The 18,635-nt window shown below is 64.0% G+C and carries 15 protein-coding genes; 4 read left to right on the plus strand and 11 right to left on the minus strand.

Features of this window, described 5'->3' with window-relative positions; translation table 11 throughout:
• The coding region (locus tag BLR80_RS10815; RefSeq protein WP_143012145.1) for an integrase core domain-containing protein at positions 1 to 319 on the plus strand (319 nt) is incomplete at its 5' end.
• Positions 320 to 349: 30 nt separating this feature from the next.
• On the opposite strand, the gene BLR80_RS10820 is transcribed toward BLR80_RS10815, so the two are convergent.
• The 7 genes from BLR80_RS10820 to BLR80_RS10850 all read right to left on the minus strand — a co-directional run bounded on the left by BLR80_RS10820 (position 350) and on the right by BLR80_RS10850 (position 11,093).
• Positions 350 to 1,396 (minus strand): hypothetical protein, encoded by a 1,047-nt coding sequence (locus tag BLR80_RS10820; RefSeq protein WP_092079931.1) that lies wholly within the window; start codon positions 1,394 to 1,396, stop codon positions 350 to 352.
• Positions 1,397 to 1,467: 71 nt separating this feature from the next.
• The gene (locus BLR80_RS10825; protein ID WP_171906426.1) at positions 1,468 to 3,645 is read right to left on the minus strand and encodes a putative bifunctional diguanylate cyclase/phosphodiesterase; all 2,178 of its coding nucleotides are present in this window, start codon (positions 3,643 to 3,645) and stop codon (positions 1,468 to 1,470) included.
• Positions 3,632 to 5,713 (minus strand): HDOD domain-containing protein, encoded by a 2,082-nt coding sequence (locus BLR80_RS10830; RefSeq protein ID WP_092079937.1) that lies wholly within the window; start codon positions 5,711 to 5,713, stop codon positions 3,632 to 3,634. Before BLR80_RS10830 ends, BLR80_RS10825 begins: the two co-directional genes overlap by 14 nt.
• A gap of 392 nt (positions 5,714 to 6,105) precedes the next feature.
• Positions 6,106 to 7,554, minus strand: coding sequence for a cysteine--tRNA ligase (gene cysS, locus BLR80_RS10835; protein WP_092079940.1), 1,449 nt, complete (start codon positions 7,552 to 7,554; stop codon positions 6,106 to 6,108).
• 34 nt (positions 7,555 to 7,588) lie between these two features.
• Positions 7,589 to 9,253, minus strand: coding sequence for a glutamine--tRNA ligase/YqeY domain fusion protein (locus BLR80_RS10840; RefSeq protein WP_092079943.1), 1,665 nt, complete (start codon positions 9,251 to 9,253; stop codon positions 7,589 to 7,591).
• Positions 9,250 to 10,485, minus strand: a complete 1,236-nt coding sequence (ispD, locus tag BLR80_RS13340; protein ID WP_092079946.1) for a 2-C-methyl-D-erythritol 4-phosphate cytidylyltransferase — start codon at positions 10,483 to 10,485, stop codon at positions 9,250 to 9,252. The genes BLR80_RS10840 and ispD overlap by 4 nt, the downstream gene beginning before the upstream one ends.
• A 119-nt stretch (positions 10,486 to 10,604) precedes the next feature.
• Positions 10,605 to 11,093, minus strand: coding sequence for a CarD family transcriptional regulator (locus BLR80_RS10850; protein WP_092079949.1), 489 nt, complete (start codon positions 11,091 to 11,093; stop codon positions 10,605 to 10,607).
• A gap of 284 nt (positions 11,094 to 11,377) precedes the next feature.
• On the opposite strand from BLR80_RS10850, the gene BLR80_RS10855 reads away from it, so the two are divergent.
• Positions 11,378 to 12,304 (plus strand): tetratricopeptide repeat protein, encoded by a 927-nt coding sequence (locus BLR80_RS10855; RefSeq protein WP_092079952.1) that lies wholly within the window; start codon positions 11,378 to 11,380, stop codon positions 12,302 to 12,304.
• 36 nt (positions 12,305 to 12,340) lie between these two features.
• Here BLR80_RS10855 and BLR80_RS10860 read toward each other — a convergent pair whose 3' ends face one another.
• The 4 genes from BLR80_RS10860 to BLR80_RS10875 all read right to left on the minus strand — a co-directional run bounded on the left by BLR80_RS10860 (position 12,341) and on the right by BLR80_RS10875 (position 16,451).
• Positions 12,341 to 13,336, minus strand: a complete 996-nt coding sequence (locus BLR80_RS10860; protein WP_092079955.1) for a thiamine biosynthesis protein — start codon at positions 13,334 to 13,336, stop codon at positions 12,341 to 12,343.
• Positions 13,337 to 13,433: 97 nt separating this feature from the next.
• On the minus strand, positions 13,434 to 13,748 hold the full coding sequence (locus tag BLR80_RS10865) for a c(7)-type cytochrome triheme domain-containing protein (RefSeq protein WP_092079958.1): 315 nt from the start codon (positions 13,746 to 13,748) through the stop codon (positions 13,434 to 13,436).
• Positions 13,745 to 15,049: a (Fe-S)-binding protein gene (locus tag BLR80_RS10870; RefSeq protein ID WP_092079961.1), complete on the minus strand. Its 1,305-nt coding sequence runs from the start codon at positions 15,047 to 15,049 to the stop codon at positions 13,745 to 13,747. Before BLR80_RS10870 ends, BLR80_RS10865 begins: the two co-directional genes overlap by 4 nt.
• 4 nt (positions 15,050 to 15,053) lie before the next feature.
• A complete protein-coding gene (locus BLR80_RS10875) occupies positions 15,054 to 16,451 on the minus strand; it encodes an FAD-binding oxidoreductase (RefSeq protein ID WP_092079964.1) in 1,398 nt (465 codons plus the stop codon).
• A gap of 230 nt (positions 16,452 to 16,681) precedes the next feature.
• On the opposite strand from BLR80_RS10875, the gene radA reads away from it, so the two are divergent.
• Together radA and BLR80_RS10885 are read left to right on the plus strand one after the other, a co-directional pair.
• Positions 16,682 to 18,061 carry a DNA repair protein RadA gene (gene radA / locus BLR80_RS10880; protein WP_092079966.1) on the plus strand — a complete coding sequence of 460 codons (1,380 nt, stop codon included), beginning with the start codon at positions 16,682 to 16,684 and terminating at the stop codon, positions 18,059 to 18,061.
• 40 nt (positions 18,062 to 18,101) lie between these two features.
• Entirely contained in the window at positions 18,102 to 18,635 is a 534-nt protein-coding gene (locus BLR80_RS10885) for a hypothetical protein (RefSeq protein ID WP_092079969.1), read from the plus strand.

Here is an 18,635-nt window from a genome sequence, read left to right on the forward strand (position 1 = left end):
CAGCGTTGAGAAAGGAATTGCCCGAGGGCTATCCCTGCGCATGGATCACGGCACCCAGTACCTCTCAGACCATTTTCAGAACCAGATCAAGTTCTGGGGGATCACTCCCAGCTTTGCCTTTGTTGCCGAACCCCAGACCAATGGAGTTGCCGAACGGTTCAACCGCACCTTGAAAGAGCAGGCCATCTATGGCCGGGTTTTCCGTAACATCACCGACGTTCGCGAAGCCGTGATGACCTTCGTGGAGCTTTACAACAGCGAATGGCGTGTTGAGAAAAACGGCTTCAGATCACCCGATGAAATCCGTCAGGCGGCGTAAGCTAAACTTGTGTCCAGGGAACCGGTTCCGCTACACATGCACCCCATTATTGGCCAGGCTGGTATTCGACAGATTGGGCAGAACCACCAGATTGCGGGTGATAATGCCGGCCTCACGCAGCTTGGCCACGCCATTGAGTTGACTGCGACTGAGAACCTGGTGGCACAGGTGCATGTAGGCGTGCTTGTCTTCGCCGCAGTCCCAGCCCGACAGGCAGGGACTCATGAACAGTTCCCGGTAAAAACTGTCGGGGATCAGCTCATTGAGCTGCTTCTGCCGTTGGGGTGGGTGGGGCGCATTGTAGATCAGGGCCTGCTGACCCTGTTCGGTCAGGCCGAAACGGTCATTGGCGTAAAGAACCAGCAGCTGGGTCAGCACGAAGCGGCGCGCCGTCTCGCGCGCCAGCGCCTGGCCCTGTCCTGTGGCCGCCGTCAACGGCACCACATAGAACGACAGGGTTTCCGGCGAGGTGTTGTCATTGAGAAAATACTGCTGCAACTGCGCCACCGTCTGCCTTAGGGTGGCCGGCAGCTGCGGCTGCACACCGGCGACGTCGGCCAGGGCCAGCTTGACCAGATAACTCACCGGCAGCCGCACACCGGCCTCGCCGCTGGCCGTGGTGTAGCTGAAGCGCTGGTGATCGCGCCGCAGGGGCGAATCGGGCCGGCGCTTATCCGCCAGCAGATCCTGCTGCAACACCTGGCGGGCGGCGGCACTGAGCCGCTGACGACCAAAGCGCACCCAGCTGTTTTCCCACACCTGCGTCTGCCCTTCGTCGAGGAAGGCGCGCAAGCGCTCGATCTGGCGTTCGGGCGCGTCGCCGCTGGCGGCCCGTTTGACCAGGTTGGCGAAATAACGCGACTGCTCAATGGTGAGCGGCAGATCAACCTGCTGCCGGCTGCCGGCCACGGCCACCTGCAACTCGGTTTCACTGCCGGCGGTGGTATCGCTAGCGCCAAAGGGCAAGGCCCCAGCGGCCAGCAATGGCGCCAGCGCCCGCCGCACGGCCGGCAGGGGCAGATCTCCCCCCTGGGCCGATTCCAAAGACTTCAGATGCAGGGTACAGTCGCGCGACATGGACACAGCCTCCTGGCGCCGCGCTGTTAACAGACTCGGCGGCAACCCTGGTCAGACTGTATCGCCGGTGTTCAGTTTGGATGAGGGTGCGATGATGTTGGCGTGAGAACAGCGCCGCCAGCCTGGAGTCGCAGGCCGGCCAGCAAAACATCGAAGGTCAGCGGACGGGAATAATGATAGCCCTGGCCGATGCGACAGCCAGCCTCGCGCAGGGCCTGGTGCTGGATCGGACTTTCGACCCCTTCGGCAACGCAGTCCAGTTCCAGACCGCGCGCCATGGCCAGCACGGCCCGAACGATGGGGCTGATGCTGCCGCTCTGGCTGATGGGACGGACAAAACAACGGTCGAGCTTGAGGGTATGCAGCGGCAGACTCTGCAGATAGCCGAGGGAGGAATAACCCGTGCCGAAATCGTCGACGGCAATGGCAACCCCGGCATCGGCCAGGGTCGCCAGCAAGTTCTGGGTGGTCTTCATGTCCCGCATGAGGCTGGTTTCGACTATCTCCACCTCGAACTGCCGCGGCGAAAGACCGGCGGCCGCGATCCGCGCCAACATTCGCCGGGCGAAGCCTGCCTGCTGAAACTGTTGCGGCGACACATTGATGGCGATCTTCACATGTTCCAGATCCCGCTGGCGCAGAACCGCCGCATCGCGGCAGGCTTGTTCCAGCACCCAGTCGCCCAGGTCAGCCATCAGGTGCGCTTCCTCGGCCAGGACAATGAACGACGCCGGCGCCAGCAATCCCAGCCGCGGATGCTGCCAGCGCAGCAGGGCTTCGAGACCGACCAGTTGGCCTGTCTCCATGGCTATCTGGGGCTGATAATGCAGCCGCAGCTGGTCGCGTGCCACCGCCTGGGCCAGATCGTTCTCCAGTGACAGGGTCGCCGCCCCCGCGCGCTGCAGTTCGGCGCTGTAAAAACAAAAGCTGTTGCGACCGCGCGCCTTGCAGCGCTCCAGGGCCAGATCGGCATGACGCAGTAAGGCCTGCTTGGTCTGGCCATGATCGGGGTAGAGGGCGATACCGATACTGAAGGTGAGCCGCACCGCCTGCTGCTGGTAGTGCAGCGGCTGCTGCGCCAGCGCCAGCACCTTTTCCGCGATCTGGACGGCCTCGTCGGCCAGAACAAGCCCCGGCAGCAACAACAGAAATTCGTCACCGCCGATCCGCGCCAGGGTATCCCCTTCCCGCAAACTCTTTTTCAGCCGCAGGGCGACAGCCTGCAACAGGGTGTCGCCCGCCAGGCGACCCAGATTGTCGTTAACCTTTTTGAAACGGTCCAGATCGAGCGACATCAAAGCGAGACGGCCACCGCCGCGCCGCACCTGGCTTAAAGCCATTTCCAGCCGGTCATCAAGCAGCAGACCATTGGGCAGCTGGGTCAGCAGATCATGATAGCGGTGATGACGCTGCAGCGCCTGCGACTGCTTGCGTTCGCCAATATCCCGCGCCACGCCATAGATCACGCTGGTGGCGCCGATCCCGCTGCCAGCGTCCTCCGCCGTGGCCGCCTCTGGTGGCAGCAGCGTCACTCCGGCCTGCACCTCGACATGGCAGACATCGGCGCTCGCGCGCATGTTCAACCGCAGTTCCAGCCGCCGGGCCGAGCGCAGACCACCATGACGCACCTGCTCAAAGGCGTGCCGCGCCTTCTTGCGGTCCCGGGCATAGACCAGGCTACTGAAATGCCGCCCCAGCAAGGCCTCCGCCGGCCAGCCCAGCAGACCCTCGGCCCGGTCACCAACAAACAGGAAGATACCCCGATCATCCAGCAGAAAGAACAGATCCGGCACAGAGTTGATCAGAAAACGGTGCAATTCCTCGGAGCGCTGCAGCCGACGCTGCAGACACAGAGATTCCTGTCGCTGCAGGCGGCGCTGCAGGGCGGCGGCAACGCTGTCCAGCAGTCGCGGCGGCGGACAGGGTTTGGCCAGAAAATCAACGACGCCTTTGCGAAAGGCCCGGGTCGCCTGATCAAAGGTGGACTCACCGCTGAGCACGATGACGCTGGTGTCGATCGCCTCACCCGCCAGCTGATCAAGCAGCTGCTGGCCGGTGAGCACCGGCATGTTGATATCAAGCAACAGCAGATCGAAGGATTGCCGGCGCAAAGCGATCAGCGCCTGCCGACCATCGGCGACGGTGTCAACGGTGTACCCGGCCAGCTCCAGGACCGCCCGCACACTGGCACAGAGTCGCGCATCATCGTCGGCCAGCAGAATGCGTGGGCGCGGCTCAGGCCCCGGCATCGGCGCTCTCCTGCGCCAGTAGCCGGCGCGGCAGCAGTATCTGGAAGCTGGTACCGGCAGCAACGCGCGAGGTACAGCTGATTTCGCCGCCAAGTTGTTCGACCAGATTGCGGACAATGACCAGCCCCAGACCGGCATGACCAGCCTTGCTGCTGGTCACCGGCTGGAACAGCCGTTGCAGCACGGCTTCCGGCAGCCCCGGCCCGTCGTCCTCGATCCGCAGTTCGACCAGCTGCGTACCGTTTTTGTAGACCCTGTCGCGCGTCACCAGCCGCAGCTGGCCGCCGGCCGGCAGGGCCTCGGCGGCATTGCGGACCAGATTGAGCACCAGCTGGCGCAGGGCCGCGCCACTGAGCGCCAATGGCGGGATGCCTTCGTCCAGATCGAGTTCGAGGTGCAATCCGCGACCGGCCAGCAGGCTGACCGCGAACAAGCGACCGAGATCACGCAGCAAAGCGTTAAGACCCAGCTGCGCCGGCTCGCCGGTGGCTTCCAGCGGTTCCAACGGCTGACGCAGGCGGGCCAGCAGATCACCCACCCGCACCAGTTCGTCCTGCAGCAACACCAGCTCCTCCGTCCGGGCCGGATCATCGAGCTTCTGTTGCAGCACGTGCAGGTAGTTGCCAATGACTGTCAGGGGATTGTTGACCTCGTGCAGCAGTTTACGCACCTGCAGCTGGTAGTGGTCCCGCTCACCCTGCAGGCGCTCGGCCGTTTCCTGCTGCCACTGGCGCTGGCGGGCCAGGACCAGGGCCAGCTGATCGGCAAACAGTTGCAACAGGGGCATCTGAGCCGCCAGCCGGCGACCCTGCGCCGCGCCAACACCAGCAACCACCGCCGCCAGCGGCATGCCGCCTGTGACCAGCGGCAGCACCAGCAGCCCCTCCTGCCCCAGCAGTCCTGCCATCTGCCGGTCCGGCAACGGCGCCATAGTGTCGTGCTCATCCGTCAGCTGAACCTGGCCACTGCGCAGGGCCTCGGCCACCCGACTGGCCGAATCCGGCCAGTGCAGAACAATTTCGTTCCAGCGCGGCCGCCGCGGCGAGGACTGCCCCACCAGCTGACCACCGTCCCGACAGAGCAGAAACTCCAGCGCGTCGAGGTTGAAAACCAGCGCCAGATCCTGGCGCATCCGCTCAAGCAGCGCCGTCTGGTCCGCGCCGGGATCAGCGACCGGGCGGCAACCGCCCAGCAGGGCCAGGCCGCGCACCTGGTCGGCCAGCGCCCGCCGCGCCGGCCGTTCAAACGCTACCGCTGGCGACAGCCCCAGATCCTGCGCCAGAGCGGCCACGTCGGCACTGGCCTGCTGAATCAGTTCCTGCAGCAGACCGGCATTGAGACCCAGCAGCGGGTCATCAACCGCCTGCGCCGTCTGGGCGGCGTCGACCAGCCGCAGGGCCAGATTCACCAGCTGCACCAGCGGCGCCGCCTCGCGCAGTTCCCGCGCGGGCTGATTCTGATAGCGCACCGCATCGGCCAGCAACGGCGACAGGCCCCAACGAACCAGCAAGCGGGCCGCGACCTCGGCCGCCGGGCAGCCGAAGCAGTCACGGGCGATGTCCTGCAGTTGCGTCAGAGCCGCCGCGTCGACCGCCAGCACCGGGCAACGCTGGGGAAAGGACTGCAGCAGCACCAGCTGGCCCAAGGCATGAAGCAACCCGGCCAGATAGGCCTCTTCGGGATGGGGGTAGGCGGTCAGTTGCGCCAGCTGACGGCTCAGCTGGGCACACAGCAGGGAACGAAACCACAACCGGTCGGTCAGGGCTTCATGCTCGGGAGGGATCTGGCTGAAAACCTGCTGGACGGCGCTGGTCACGGCCAGCTGGCGGATGCGTTCCTGGCCCAGCACCACCAGCAGGCGGCGCAACTGGGTAACCGCGGACCACGGGCGAAAGCAAGCGCTGGTGGCCAGGCGCAGCACCCGGGCGGTCAGGGCCGGTTCCTGCTCGATCAGCGCGGCCAGGGCGTCAAACTCGACCTCGGCGTCCTGCGCCAGCCGCAGCACCCGCAGCAAAACCTCCGGTACCGCCGCGATCTGCTCGATATGCCATGCCTCTGAATGCATCATTCTGGCTCCTCAGGCGGCAGGCGCCGCAACCAGCCAGCCGGATCGGCACTGCCGGTACAGCATCGGCGCCACGCTGTGCCAGCATAACGCCGCAACCCCACAGGTCAAGGCCAAAAATGACCAGAAAACAGGCTTATAGGATTCTCACGACCCGTCGGGGGCCCAGACCGAAAAAACCCGCCCGGTCACGAAAGAACCGGGCGGGCCTGAAAAAGGGTTCGAATGAATGAGCGACGTCAACAGGATGTTGAAAAAATTCCATCCGGGACTTTTTCAACGACGCAAGCCGAAAATGCGATTTCCGTCTTGCTCACAAAATCAATCCATTGCGGAGCAAGGATTGATTTTGGTCGCCCGTCCATGGGCTCTACAGGCTGTTTATCAACAGCCTGTTACAGCCGGATCTTCCAGTCGGTGCCGGCCGGGCCATCGAGCAGCAGAATGCCGCGCGCCTCCAGTTCATCGCGGATGGCGTCGGCCCGGGCAAAGTCCTTGTCCTGGCGCGCCTGCAGACGGGCCGCGATCTGGCTGGCGATGTCCCCGGCGCTGAGGCCCAGGCCGGCCAGGGCCGCATGGCGCTGCCGGTCGAGCCAGTCAGCCGGATCACTGGCGAACAGACCCAGCACCTCCCCCAGCCGCCGCAAGCCCTCGTGCAGGGCGCGTACCTGCGCCACCTTGTCGGCCTGCTTGCGCCACTTCTTCTCGGCCAGCAGCCGGTTGAGGCCGCGCGCCGCGTCGAACAGATGGCCGATGGCCAGGGCAGTATTGAAGTCGTCGTCCAGCGCTTCGCAAAAACGTGCCCGCAGCGCCTCGCTCTCACTGGCCGCCGCCGGCCCGGCCGGCAGATCGGCCAGTGCCTCGCCGGCAGCCTGCAGCGCCTCGTAAAAACGGGTCAGACCGGCGCGGGCATCGCGCAGATTCTGGTCACAAAAATCGATGGGCGAACGATAATGGGCCGACAGGATGAAGAAGCGCACGATCTCGGCATCGTACTGCTTGAGGATATCGCGAATGGTGAAGAAGTTGCCCAGCGACTTGCTCATCTTCTCCTGGTTGACGTTGACAAAACCGTTGTGCAGCCAGTACTTGACGAACGGCTGACCCGTGGCGCCCTCGCTCTGGGCAATTTCGTTTTCATGATGGGGGAACACCAGATCCTTGCCGCCGCCATGGATATCAAAGGACGCACCCAGATATTTCATGCTCATGGCGGAGCACTCGATGTGCCAGCCCGGCCGGCCGTCACCCCAGGGCGACGGCCAGAACGGTTCGCCCGGCTTGGCCGCCTTCCACAGGGCGAAATCCATCGGATGACGCTTCTTCTCACCTGGCGCGATGCGGGCGCCGGCCTGCATCTCCTCCAGATTGCGCTTGCTCAGCTTGAGGTAGTCGGCCAGGCTGTCGACGGCGAAATAGACATCACCGTCGCTGGCGTAGGCCTTGCCGGCGGCAATCAACTGCTCTACCAGCGCAATGATCTCACCAATATGCTCGGTGGCCTTGGGCTCCACCGTCGGCCTGAGCAACCCCAGGGCCGCCATGTCTTCATCAAAGGCACGGATGAACTCCTCGGACAGCTGCTGGCAACTGATGCCGCGCTCGTTGGCTCGCTGGATGATCTTGTCATCGACATCGGTGTAGTTGCGCACATAGGTCACGTCGTAGCCGGCATAACGCAGGTAGCGATAGACGATATCGAACACGATATTGGCGCGGGCGTGGCCGATGTGGCAGTAGTCGTAAACGGTCACGCCGCAGACATACATGCCGACCTTGCCCGGCTGCAGGGGTTCAAATGGTTCCTTCTGGCCACTGAGGGTGTTGTAAACGCGCAGGCTCATGGCGGGCTTTCCTTGTCTGGACGGGTTGGTGCGGTCACTCGGCCTGTTTGGCCCAGGAATCGCGCAGCGTCACGGTGCGGTTGAAAACGATGCGGCCATCAGCCGCAGGTTGCGGATCGGCACAAAAATAGCCGAGCCGCTCGAACTGCCAGGCCTGCCCCACGGCCGCGCTGGCCAGGGCCGGTTCGGCCAGGGCGCTCTCGATCCGGGCGATGGAAGCGGGATTGAGATCGGCGCGGTAATCGCTGCCGCCGCGGCCGGGATTCTCCACCGCGAACAGCCGGTCGTACAGCCGCACCTGCACCGGCACGGCATCGACGGCGTTGACCCAGTGGATGATCCCCTTGATCTTGCGCTCGCCGGGAGCCGGGTCGTAACTGCAGCGCAATTCGACCACCGCGCCGGCGGCGTCGCGGACCACCTCGTCACAGCGGATCACATGGCCATAGCGCAGCCGCACCTCGCGGCCGGGACCAAGGCGGAAAAACTTCTTCGGCGGATCCTCCATGAAGTCATCACGTTCAATGTAGAGTTCGCGACCAAAACGCAGCTGGCGGCGGCCCAGCTCCGGTTGCTGCGGATGGTTGGGCACCTCGATAATCTCGCTGTGATCCGCCGGATAGTTGGTGATCACCACCTTAAGCGGATTGAGCACGCAGAGGGCACGCGGCGCGATCTCGTTCAACTCCTCGCGCACGCAATCTTCCAGCACACTGTAATCGATCCAGTTATCGCTTTTGCCAACGCCGATACGTTCGCAGAAGGTGCGGATGGCGCGGGCCGGATAGCCGCGCCGGCGCATGCCCACCAGGGTCGGCATGCGCGGATCATCCCAGCCGGAAACCACCTTTTCCGCCACCAACTCCTGCAGCTTGCGTTTGCTCATCACCGTATAGCCCAGATTCAGGCGGGCGAATTCGTACTGCCGCGCCGGAAAAAGGTTCAGCTGGGCGATAAACCAGTCGTACAGCGGCCGGTGATCGGCAAACTCCAGGGTGCAGATGGAGTGGGTGATGCGTTCAATGGCGTCGCTCTGGCCATGGGCGAAATCGTACATCGGGTAGAGGCACCAGGCGGTGCCGGTACGCGGATGATGGGCATGCAGGATGCGGTACATGACCGGATCGCGCAGATTGATATTGGGCGCGGCCATGTCGATCTTGGCGCGCAGCACCTTTTCCCCCGTGGCGAATTCGCCGGCCCGCATGCGGCGGAACAGCTCGAGATTCTCCGCCGGACTGCGATCGCGCCAGGGGCTGTCCTGCCCCGGCGTGGTCAGGGTGCCGCGCCGCTGGCGGATCTCTTCGGCGCTTTGATCATCAACATAGGCCAATCCGGCACCGATGAGCTGCTCGGCCCAGGCGTATAGCTGCTCAAAATAATCCGAGGCGTAGTATTCATGCACACCCCAGTCAAATCCGAGCCAGCGTACATCGGCACGGATGGCATCGATGAACTCCTGTTCCTCCTTCACCGGGTTGGTGTCGTCGAAACGCAGGTGGCACTCTCCGCCGAATTCCTGCGCCACGCCGAAATTGAGGCAGATGGACTTGGCGTGGCCAATGTGCAGATAGCCGTTGGGTTCCGGCGGGAAACGCGTCGCCAGCCGGCCATCATTCCTGCCGGCGGCCAGATCCGAGGCGATGATCTGACGGATGAAATCACGGGGCGGGGTTTCGCTGAGGATGGTTTCTGTCATGATGATGGCGTTCCGTTGTGAGAAATCAGCAACACCACGGCCTGGGCGGAAATGCCTTCCTGCCGGCCCTCGAAACCGAGGGTTTCAGTGGTGGTTGCCTTGATGTTGACCTGTTCAGGCATAATAGCGCAGCAGGCGGCCAACTGGGCCACCATCTGCGGAATGTAGCCGGCCAGCCGCGGCCGCTGGGCCACGATGGTGGCATCGATGTTGCCCACACGATAACCGCGCCGGGCCACCAGCTGCAGCACCTGCCGCAACAGTTCACTGCTGGCAATCCCCTTGTAGGCCGGATCAGTATCGGGAAAATGGCGGCCGAGATCACCAGCGCCGATGGCGCCGAGCAGGGCGTCGCACAGGGCGTGCAACAGCACGTCGGCGTCGGAATGGCCCAGCAGACCAACCTCGTGCGGAATGGTCAGGCCGCCCAGCACCAGCGGCCGCCCCGGCACCAGCCGGTGGACGTCATAGCCCTGCCCGATACGGAAAGGCGTCACCTCGATTTCCTCCTCACCGGCCGCCTGTGCGCTGTGATCAGCGCTGCGCAGCAGAAAGTCGGCCAGCGCCAGATCCTCCGGCCGGGTCAGCTTGAGATTACCCGCCGCGCCCGCCACCAAAGTGACCGGTTGCCCCAGCCATTCCAGCAAGGCGGCATCGTCGGTCGCCTGATAGCCCCGCTGCGCCGCCTGGCGGTGCGCGGCAAGAATCCGGCCATAGCGGAACAGCTGCGGCGTCTGTGCCGCCCACAAGCGCGCCCGCGGCGGCGTGGCGACACTGCGACCGTCGGCCACCTCCTTGATGGTATCGGTCACCGGCACCCCCAGCAAACAGGCACCGTCACGCCGCGCCACCGCCAGCAGGGTCTCCAGCTGCTCGGCTGCAAACAGCGGCCGCACGCCATCGTGAATCACCACGATGTCCTCATCCGCCGCCGTCAGCGCCTCCAGCCCGAGATGAACCGATTCCTGTCGCTCGGCGCCGCCGGCCAGCACCGTCCGTACCTTGGTCAGGCCATAAGCCTCGACGATATCACGGCGACAGTGCGCCACCTGGTCGGCCGCCACCAGCACCAGAATCTCGTCGACCAGCGGATGGCACTGAAACAGCCGCAGGGTGCGAACCAGCACCGGCAGCCCTTGCAGTTGCAGGTAGGGCTTGCGTACCTGACCGCCCATGCGCCGGCCCAGACCGGCCGCCGGCACCAACACCAGCACCCGTTTCTGCTGTGCCATCGGCTCTCCCTGCGGTATGGCCGATCTGACACCAGAACGGCCCGGATAAAGAAAATGACCGAGCAGCACCCGGTCATTCTGTTGTCGTTCATTGATGGTGGCGGGCAGGCCGCGCGACGCTAGTGGCGCCAGGCGTTCTCCAGCTTGCGGTTCACCTGATCCTCAGCCACCCCCTCGGCGAAGGCGACCTCTTTCACCACCAGCCGGCGGGCCAGCTCCAGCACCTTCTTTTCCCCGTAGGACAGCTCCTTGCCGGCGCCAATCATATACAATTCCCGCATCACTTGTGCAACCTCAAACAAATCGCCGGTCTTGATTTTTTCGGCATATTCCCGTTGCCGCCGGCTCCAGGACGACAGACCGCCGACCTGGCCATCGGTATCGCACAGCAGGGCATAGAGCTGGGGCACGCGGGTCTTGTCCACCAGCGAGCGCATGCCGACATGGGCCGCGTTCTTGGTCGGCACCATGATGGTCATGTTGCTGTCACAGATGCGCAGCACATAAAAATCGTGCTTCTGGCCCGAAAACTCCTTGGTTTCGATGGCCTCGATCACGCCCACTCCCTGAGCCGGATAAACGGCCTTGTCCCCGACGTTGAAACTCATGATACTCCTCACTGCGGCAACGGGTTGGTGAAACAACCAGAAGGCACCCGACGTCGCCGGCAGCCGCACCGCACAGAACCCTTGGCCGACCCCAGGAAACGTCCGTTCCCTTCCGATCGCCTCGACGAAACACCGGCCGGACGGCCGGACCTTGCAAACGGAAACGACAGGATACAAAAAAAACACCAAAAAGTCAACAAAAGGACTGGAAATCGTCCCCGGCCCTGTGCTAGTTTGCTTGGCTTTTTCTTTAAGGGTCCATTCGTGAAGAAAAGGGGAGAAATATGACCCTCCAGCGTCTCTTTCCTGCCGGCCCGTCCGTCGCCCCGCGACTGCTGATTCTGCTGGCGGCCCTGTCCCTTATCCTGCTGGCGGCCCCGCTGCGGGCCGAAACCGCGGCCCGGCAACTCGGCTTTGCCGACGCCCTGTTCGCCGAAGGCGACTATTACCGCGCGGTCAGCGAATACAAACGCTACCTCTATCTGCAGCCCGATTCCTCCTGGGCCGCCCAGGCCCATCTCAACCTGGCCCGCGCCAGCCTGCTGGCCGGCCGCAGCGCTGAAGGGCGTCAGGCCCTCGACGCTCTCATCAGCCGCCACCCCGCAAGCCCGCAAGCGGCTGCCGCCCAGTTACTGCTGGCCGAAATTCCCTTCCGCCAGAAACACTACCAGCAAAGCCACCAGCTACTGCAACAGCCTCTGATGGACAGCGCCAGCACCTTTCTGCGCCAGCATCAGCAGCGACTGAGCCTGTGGAATCTGCTGCATGGCGAGCAGTATCCCCAGGCTCTGGCGCTGTGGCACAGCAACCCGGCCATCTTCGGCCTTAAGGAAGCCGACCTGCTGGCGCTGCAGCAGCAGCCACGCAAGTCACCGGCACTGGCCGGCAGCCTGTCGGCCGTGCTGCCCGGTGCCGGCCAGCTCTACAACGGCCGCTACCGCGAAGCCGGCCTGGCGCTGGCTCTCAATGCCGCCTTTCTGCTCGGTGGCCTGCAGGCCATCGATACCGGCAACAGCATTCTTGGCGGCATTCTGCTGTTCTTCGAGGCCGGCTGGTACGGCGGCAACATCTACAACGCCATGAACAGCGCCCACAAATTCAACCGCGATCAGCACCAGGCTGCCCTCGCTACTCTCAAACAGCGCAGCGGCTTCTCCCTGCTGAGCGACGACAAACAGGTTCGGCTGCAGTTCGACGCCCACTTCGATTGAACCACCGCCAGCCATGCTGATGCTGTTGCAAAAGCATCACAATTGCAACTGCTGGGCCCGCTCTCGCGCCAGCGGCGCCACCTGCAACACCTCGACCCGGCCATCCGGCCACTCCAGCCGCACCGCCACCTGCGCCTTCGCCTGATCCTTGCCATAGCTGGCCACCAGCGCCGCCGCCAGCTGCACATCCTGCGGCGCCAGCGGCGCCGCCGCTGCCACCAGCACCCCCAGTGGACCGGAACATTCGGCACAGCGCAACTGAACATGGCGCTGCAGGGCCAGCGCCCGCAACCGTTCGTTATCGCCCCGCTGACGCCCCAGCGCCAGCCGCGCCTGGGGCGACAGACGAAAGGCCCGGCCCTGCTTGAGCAGCGCGATATCGGCCGGCGTGCAATCGGGTTCGTGATCGAACAGATCACGCAAGCGTACGGTGAAGGAGGGTTCCGTCAGCAAACAGCCACCACCGGAACTGGGATAGTCGGTCACGCCCAGTTCGGCCGCCAGCTGTTCCTGTAGCTTGCGGCTGCGACCGGAAATTCCCTGCAGTTGCGTCCGGTCGACCAAGCCGTCGCGCTCCATCGCCGTTTCCGGTAACAGCAGGGCACTCAGGGGCCGCAAAATGCGGCTGCCACAGCCACTGGCCTTGTCCACCGCCTGCAGTGCCGGCCGGAGCTGACTTTTGGGCCGCTGGCCCAGCACCTCGCCGGAAAAAAGAAAATTCCAGCCCCGCTCCTGCCGCAGCTCATCGGCCAGGCGGAACATCAGCGCATGGCAGTCGATGCAGGGATTGAGGTTGCGGCCGTAACCGTAGTGAGGATTCTTCAGCATCTGCAGATGTACCGCGCTGATATCGCGCACGGTCAGGGACAGGTCGTAGCGCCGGGCCGCTTCCTCGGCGCGCTCGGCACCGAAGAAAGGCGTGACAAAACACAGGCATTCCACCGCAATGCCCTGCTGGCGCAGCAGCAGGGCCGCCAGAATGCTGTCGAGGCCGCCGGAAAAGATGCCCAATGCGGTCACGGGTCGGTTCATGAATTCTTCTCGTCAGGAAAGCAAACAGAAAAAAGCAGGCAGATGACATCGGGGCCACCTGCCTGCCGGACATGCACTTTGTGGAAAAACAGAAAGATCAGCGTTTGTGGCAGCGCTGACAGTTGCCTTTGGCGCTGAAGGCGCGCTCGCCATTGTGACAGATGCCGCACTGCTTGCCAGCATAGATCTCTTTCATCTTGATGGTCACAGCCCCCTGCTTCATCTGCGGAAACACCTCGGGATTGTGACACTCGCGACAGCTTTTAGCCGCCTTGTTGTGCAGGGCGCCATCGAAGGTCACCACACCGGGCGCCCCCTTGTCGAAGGTCAGGCTCTTGCCGGCCGGCACGGCCAGGGCGACGCTCGCCCCCAGCAGCACCAGCAGCAGACTTGTCAGAAACGCAGCTTTCATGGGCAATCCTCCTTGGGTGGAATAGGGTCGGACTCAAAACCCTCTGCGGGCAGGGCCTGAGCCACCAGCTCCAGCACATGGCAGACCCGCGTCGCCAGGCCGGCGTGATTGATGCTGTCCTGCAGCTGCAGCATACACCCGGGACAGGCCGTTGCAACCAGCGCCGCACCGCTTGTGGCAATGCCATGGGCCTTGCGACTGCCGATCTGGCGACTGGTGTCGTAATGATAAACCGAAAAGGTGCCACCCAGGCCGCAGCAACGGTCGGCCCCTTCCATTTCAACAAACTCCACCTGGGGCAGGGCCTTGAGCAGCGCCCGCGGCTCGGCGGTAATACCCTGGGTACGCAGATGGCAGGGGTCGTGATAGGTCACCCGCACGCGCTCTTGCTGCCGCGGCAGTTGCTGCAGTTTTTCCACCAACCCCTGCCGCACCAGAAAACGGTGGACATCCTCCACCTTGTCCCCCAGCGCCGCGCAAGCCTCGCCCATTTCACGGTAATGCTTGCCGATACCGGCGTTGCAGGAGGCGCAAGCCGTCACCACCTGGCCGATTTCGCGCCCGGCGAAGGCTGCCACATTAGCGTCGGCCAGCTGATCCACCGTCGCCGCATCACCGGCTGCCTGGGCCGGCAGACCACAGCAACCCTGCTGGGGCGGAATCCACAGCGGCAGGTCGAGAAAGCGGAAGATACGCGCCAGCGCCTCGCCCACCTGGGGATAGCTGTACTGGATCATACAGCCGCTGAAAAAAGCCGTCAGCGACGCGTCGGCCCGGCCGGCCAGATATTCCGGCAGCCGCTCACGCAGGGGGCGGGTGGTGAATTCGGGCAAAGAGCGCTCACGGGCAATGAAGGGCACCGGAAAACGCAGGCGCAGGCCGCTGTGATCGGGAATCTTGCGGAACGCCAGTTTCTCCAGCCGGCCGCCGGCCTTGGCCAGCACGTCCATCAGCTTCGGCCGCTTAAGCACGCCGGTGAGCACCTTGCCGAAGCTGGACAGCCCCTGGCGCTGGGCAATTTCGCGCCGCGCCGCCATGACGATTTCTTCCGTCGGCACCAGATTGGGGCATTTGTCGTGACAGCTGCCGCACAACAGGCACTGCGACATGTCGAGCACGAAACGCTCGCCGAGCGGCAGTTCCTTGTCCAGCAGGGCCTCGGCAATGGCGATCTTGCCTCGCGCCACCGTCGATTCGCGCCTGAGGCTCTTGTAAACGGCGCACTGGGCCTGGCAGGCGCCGCATTTGACGCATTTGTCGATCTCGGCGCGAAAATCCTCCAGCGTTTTGTGGCGGCCCATAATGTCAGCTCGCCTGAACCGGCGCTTCGAGAAAGATCTTGCCGGGATTGAGAATGTTGTTGGGGTCAAGAGCGCGCTTGATCGTCTGCATGTAGGCCACCGCCGCCGGGTCGAGTTCCATGGGAATATAGGGCGCCTTGGTGTTGCCGACACCGTGCTCACCGCTCATGGTGCCACCCAGCTCCAGCGCCCCGGCAAACACCTCTTCGATGGCCTGTTTGGCAAGATCAAGCTGGCCCTCCTGCCGTCCGTCAACCATGATGTTGACGTGGATATTGCCATCGCCGGCATGGCCGAAGTTGACAATGGGAATGCCGTATTTCCGGGCGATGACGTCCACCTTGCGGATCATCTCCGGCACCCGGCTGCGCGGCACGCAGATATCCTCGTTGAACTTGTCGGGATTGACGTTGCGCAGACTGGCGGAGACGCTGCGGCGCACCTTCCACAGTTCCTCGCTTTCAGCCGGAGTGTTGGCGACGCGGGTTCCCACCACGCCCAGCGGCGCGACAATATCGAGCACGCGCTGGGCCTGCCGTTCGAGCAGGGCGGCGTCGCCATCGACCTCGACGATCAGCACCGCCTGGGCCTCTTCCGGCAGATCCAGCTGGGTGGCCTGACGGACACAGGCAATGGTGGCAGCGTCCATGAACTCCAGCGTGGTCGGAATGATCTTGCCCCGGATGATGGCCGACACCGCCTGGGCCGCGCCATCAATGGAATCGAACAGGATCAGCAGGGTTTTCTTGGCCTCCGGCAGCGGCAACAGCTTGATGATCAACTCGGTGATGATGCCCAGGGTGCCCTCGCTGCCGACCATCAGCTTGGTCAGATCGTAGCCGACCACACCCTTCATGGTGGCGCCGCCGGTGCGGATGATGTCGCCCTGGGGCGTGACCACCTCCAGGCCGAGGATGTAATCCTTGGTCACGCCGTACTTGACACAGCGCGGCCCGCCAGCACATTCGGCGGCATTGCCCCCCAAGGTACTGAACTTGAGAGAGGCCGGATCGGGCGGATAAAACAGGCCGACCTTTTCCACCGCCTGCTGGAACTGCTCGGTCACCACGCCCGGCTGCACCCGCGCCACCAGATTGTCCTGGTCGATTTCGACAATGCGATCAAGCCGGGTGGTCACCAGCACGATGCCGCCGCGCGTTGGCAGGGCACCACCGGAAAAACCGCTGCCGGCGCCGCGCGGAAACAGCGGCACCTGTTCGCGGTTGGCCAGGCGCACAATGGCGCTGATTTGCGCCGTATCGGCGGGAAACACCACCGCATCGGGCAGAAAGCTCTGCTGGGTGGCGTCGTAGGAATAGCACAGCATGTCGGTCGGGTCGCAGGTCACCTGCTCCTTGCCGACAATCTCTTCCAGCTGGCGGATGATACGGGGTGCGAGCATCGAAAGCATCCTTCCGGGCATGAGAAAGCGCAATGGCGACACGCCGCCTGACAGCGCGTCCGTCTCCAAACGTGACCTTTTTAGTCATTTTTGCAGTCTAGGCAAAAGGTCCGGCCGGCGCAAGGGCAAAGAGTATAACCATGGCCGACCGCGGAAAAAACTGCAAAATGCGATAAACTTTGCTAGGGTGCGACTGTCCCGCAACCCGCCAGCCGAAAGCAGCCGTCGCCATGTCACAACGCAAGAACCGTCCGCCGCGCAGTCTGTACTGCTGCAGCCAGTGCGGCTACCAGAGTCCTAAATGGCTGGGGCGCTGCCCCGACTGCCAGGCCTGGAACACGCTGATCGAGGAACAGATTCCCGGCAGCAACGGCGGTGCCGCCCACCGGCCCGTCACCGGCCCGGCCGCAGCGGCCCTGCGCCTGACGGAAATCGCCAGCACCCATCAGCTGCGCCAGCGCAGCGGTATCGACGAACTCGACCGTGTCCTCGGTGGCGGCATCGTGCCCGGTGCCTTCACCCTGCTGGGCGGTGATCCCGGCATCGGCAAATCGACCCTGATCCTGCAGGCCGTCGGCCGGCTGGCCCGACAGGCGCCGGCGCTGTACGTCACGGCGGAGGAATCCTGTCTGCAGGTGAAGCTGCGCGCCGAGCGTTTGCAGGTCGATGCCGATCAGCTCTACCTGCTGGCTGAAACCGCCCTGGAACTGATTTTCGAGAAGGCCGACAGCCTCAAGCCGGCAGTCCTGGTGATCGATTCCATCCAGACCATCTACAGCACCGCGCTGGAATCGGCGCCCGGCAGCGTCAGCCAGGTACGCGACTGCGCCGGCCGGCTGATGCAATGGGCCAAGAGCAGCGGCATTCCCACGTTTATTGTCGGCCATGTCACCAAGGACGGCAGCATCGCCGGTCCGCGAGTACTGGAGCACATGGTCGACACGGTACTCTACTTCGAGGGCGATCCCGGCCACCCCTACCGCATTCTGCGGGCGGTAAAGAACCGCTTTGGCTCGACCAATGAAATCGGCGTATTCGAGATGCGCGAAAGCGGCCTGCGCGAGGTTCACAACCCGTCGGAGCTGTTTCTGGCCGAACGGGCCGAGGAGGCCGCCGGCAGCGTGGTGATTCCGGCACTGGAAGGCAGCCGGCCGATTCTGGTGGAACTGCAGGCGCTGGTGTCAAGCGCGCCCTATGGCACGGCGCGCCGCACGGCCATGGGCATCGACCACAACCGGGTGTCGCTGCTGGTGGCGGTGCTGGAGAAAAAGGCCGGCCTGTCGCTTTTAAGTCACGATATTTTTGTCAATGTCGCCGGTGGTGTTAAACTCGACGAACCGGCAGCCGATCTGGCCATCCTGGCGGCGCTGGCCTCCAGCCACCTCAACCGCGTGGTGCCGGGTCGAACCCTGGTGTTCGGCGAGGCCGGCCTGGCCGGTGAACTGCGTGCCGTATCACGACCGGAGTTGCGCATCCAGGAAGCGGCCCGGCTGGGTTTTAGCCGCTGCCTGCTGCCCGCCGGTAACGCCCGTAATCTTGATGCGCCCGCCGGGCTGCAGCTGATCGCCGTGCGCAGCGTGGCCGAGGCGCTGGAACGGCTGTTCGACTGATTGTGTCCGCCGACACCCTCGGCGCAAGGAGCCTTGCCCCATGACCTTCCGCATCCGCCATGCCTTTCTCATTCCGCTGGGCCTGCTGTGCCTGGAGGTGCTGGCCCTGCTGGCCAGCTGCCTGTGGTTCGATGAACCCCTGGCCAAGAGCCTGATTCTCGGCTTCATGATCCTGCCGGTGCTGGTGCTGTTCGCCGAAAGCCTGCTGCGCCAAGCCCGTTTCGACGACGAAACCATCGAGGTGCGCAAGCTGCTGCGCCGCAAGCGCCTGCGCTTTGCCGACATCACCGCGGTCGAGAGCATCTTGATCAAGAAACGCGCCTTCATCACCCTGTGTGCCGGTGATGACGATTATCTGATTTTGTCCAACGCCTACGCCGACTTTCCCCGCCTGGTGCGGTTGCTGCTGGCGCGGGTGCCGGCCAGCAGCATCAGCGCCGAAGCCACCGCCCTGGCGGCCGATCCGCCGAGCAAGAGCAGCGACATCGTTTCCTGCTGGCTGGCGGCCCTGCTGCTCGGTTTCATCCTCTATGCCCAGCTGAAAAGTCACCTGGGCGCTGCCCTGCCGCTGTAG

Source organism: Desulfuromonas thiophila (assembly GCF_900101955.1).
Taxonomy (GTDB): domain Bacteria; phylum Desulfobacterota; class Desulfuromonadia; order Desulfuromonadales; family Desulfuromonadaceae; genus Pseudodesulfuromonas; species Pseudodesulfuromonas thiophila.

Coding starts and splice junctions, on each gene's coding strand:
- BLR80_RS10820 (WP_092079931.1), bottom strand. CDS start 1,396: ATGTCGCGCGACTGTACCCTGCATCTGAAGTCTTTGGAATCGGCCCAG.
- BLR80_RS10825 (WP_171906426.1), bottom strand. CDS start 3,645: ATGCCGGGGCCTGAGCCGCGCCCACGCATTCTGCTGGCCGACGATGAT.
- BLR80_RS10830 (WP_092079937.1), bottom strand. CDS start 5,713: ATGATGCATTCAGAGGCATGGCATATCGAGCAGATCGCGGCGGTACCG.
- cysS (WP_092079940.1), bottom strand. CDS start 7,554: ATGAGCCTGCGCGTTTACAACACCCTCAGTGGCCAGAAGGAACCATTT.
- BLR80_RS10840 (WP_092079943.1), bottom strand. CDS start 9,253: ATGACAGAAACCATCCTCAGCGAAACCCCGCCCCGTGATTTCATCCGT.
- ispD (WP_092079946.1), bottom strand. CDS start 10,485: ATGGCACAGCAGAAACGGGTGCTGGTGTTGGTGCCGGCGGCCGGTCTG.
- BLR80_RS10850 (WP_092079949.1), bottom strand. CDS start 11,093: ATGAGTTTCAACGTCGGGGACAAGGCCGTTTATCCGGCTCAGGGAGTG.
- BLR80_RS10855 (WP_092079952.1), top strand. CDS start 11,378: ATGACCCTCCAGCGTCTCTTTCCTGCCGGCCCGTCCGTCGCCCCGCGA.
- BLR80_RS10860 (WP_092079955.1), bottom strand. CDS start 13,336: ATGAACCGACCCGTGACCGCATTGGGCATCTTTTCCGGCGGCCTCGAC.
- BLR80_RS10865 (WP_092079958.1), bottom strand. CDS start 13,748: ATGAAAGCTGCGTTTCTGACAAGTCTGCTGCTGGTGCTGCTGGGGGCG.
- BLR80_RS10870 (WP_092079961.1), bottom strand. CDS start 15,049: ATGGGCCGCCACAAAACGCTGGAGGATTTTCGCGCCGAGATCGACAAA.
- BLR80_RS10875 (WP_092079964.1), bottom strand. CDS start 16,451: ATGCTCGCACCCCGTATCATCCGCCAGCTGGAAGAGATTGTCGGCAAG.
- radA (WP_092079966.1), top strand. CDS start 16,682: ATGTCACAACGCAAGAACCGTCCGCCGCGCAGTCTGTACTGCTGCAGC.
- BLR80_RS10885 (WP_092079969.1), top strand. CDS start 18,102: ATGACCTTCCGCATCCGCCATGCCTTTCTCATTCCGCTGGGCCTGCTG.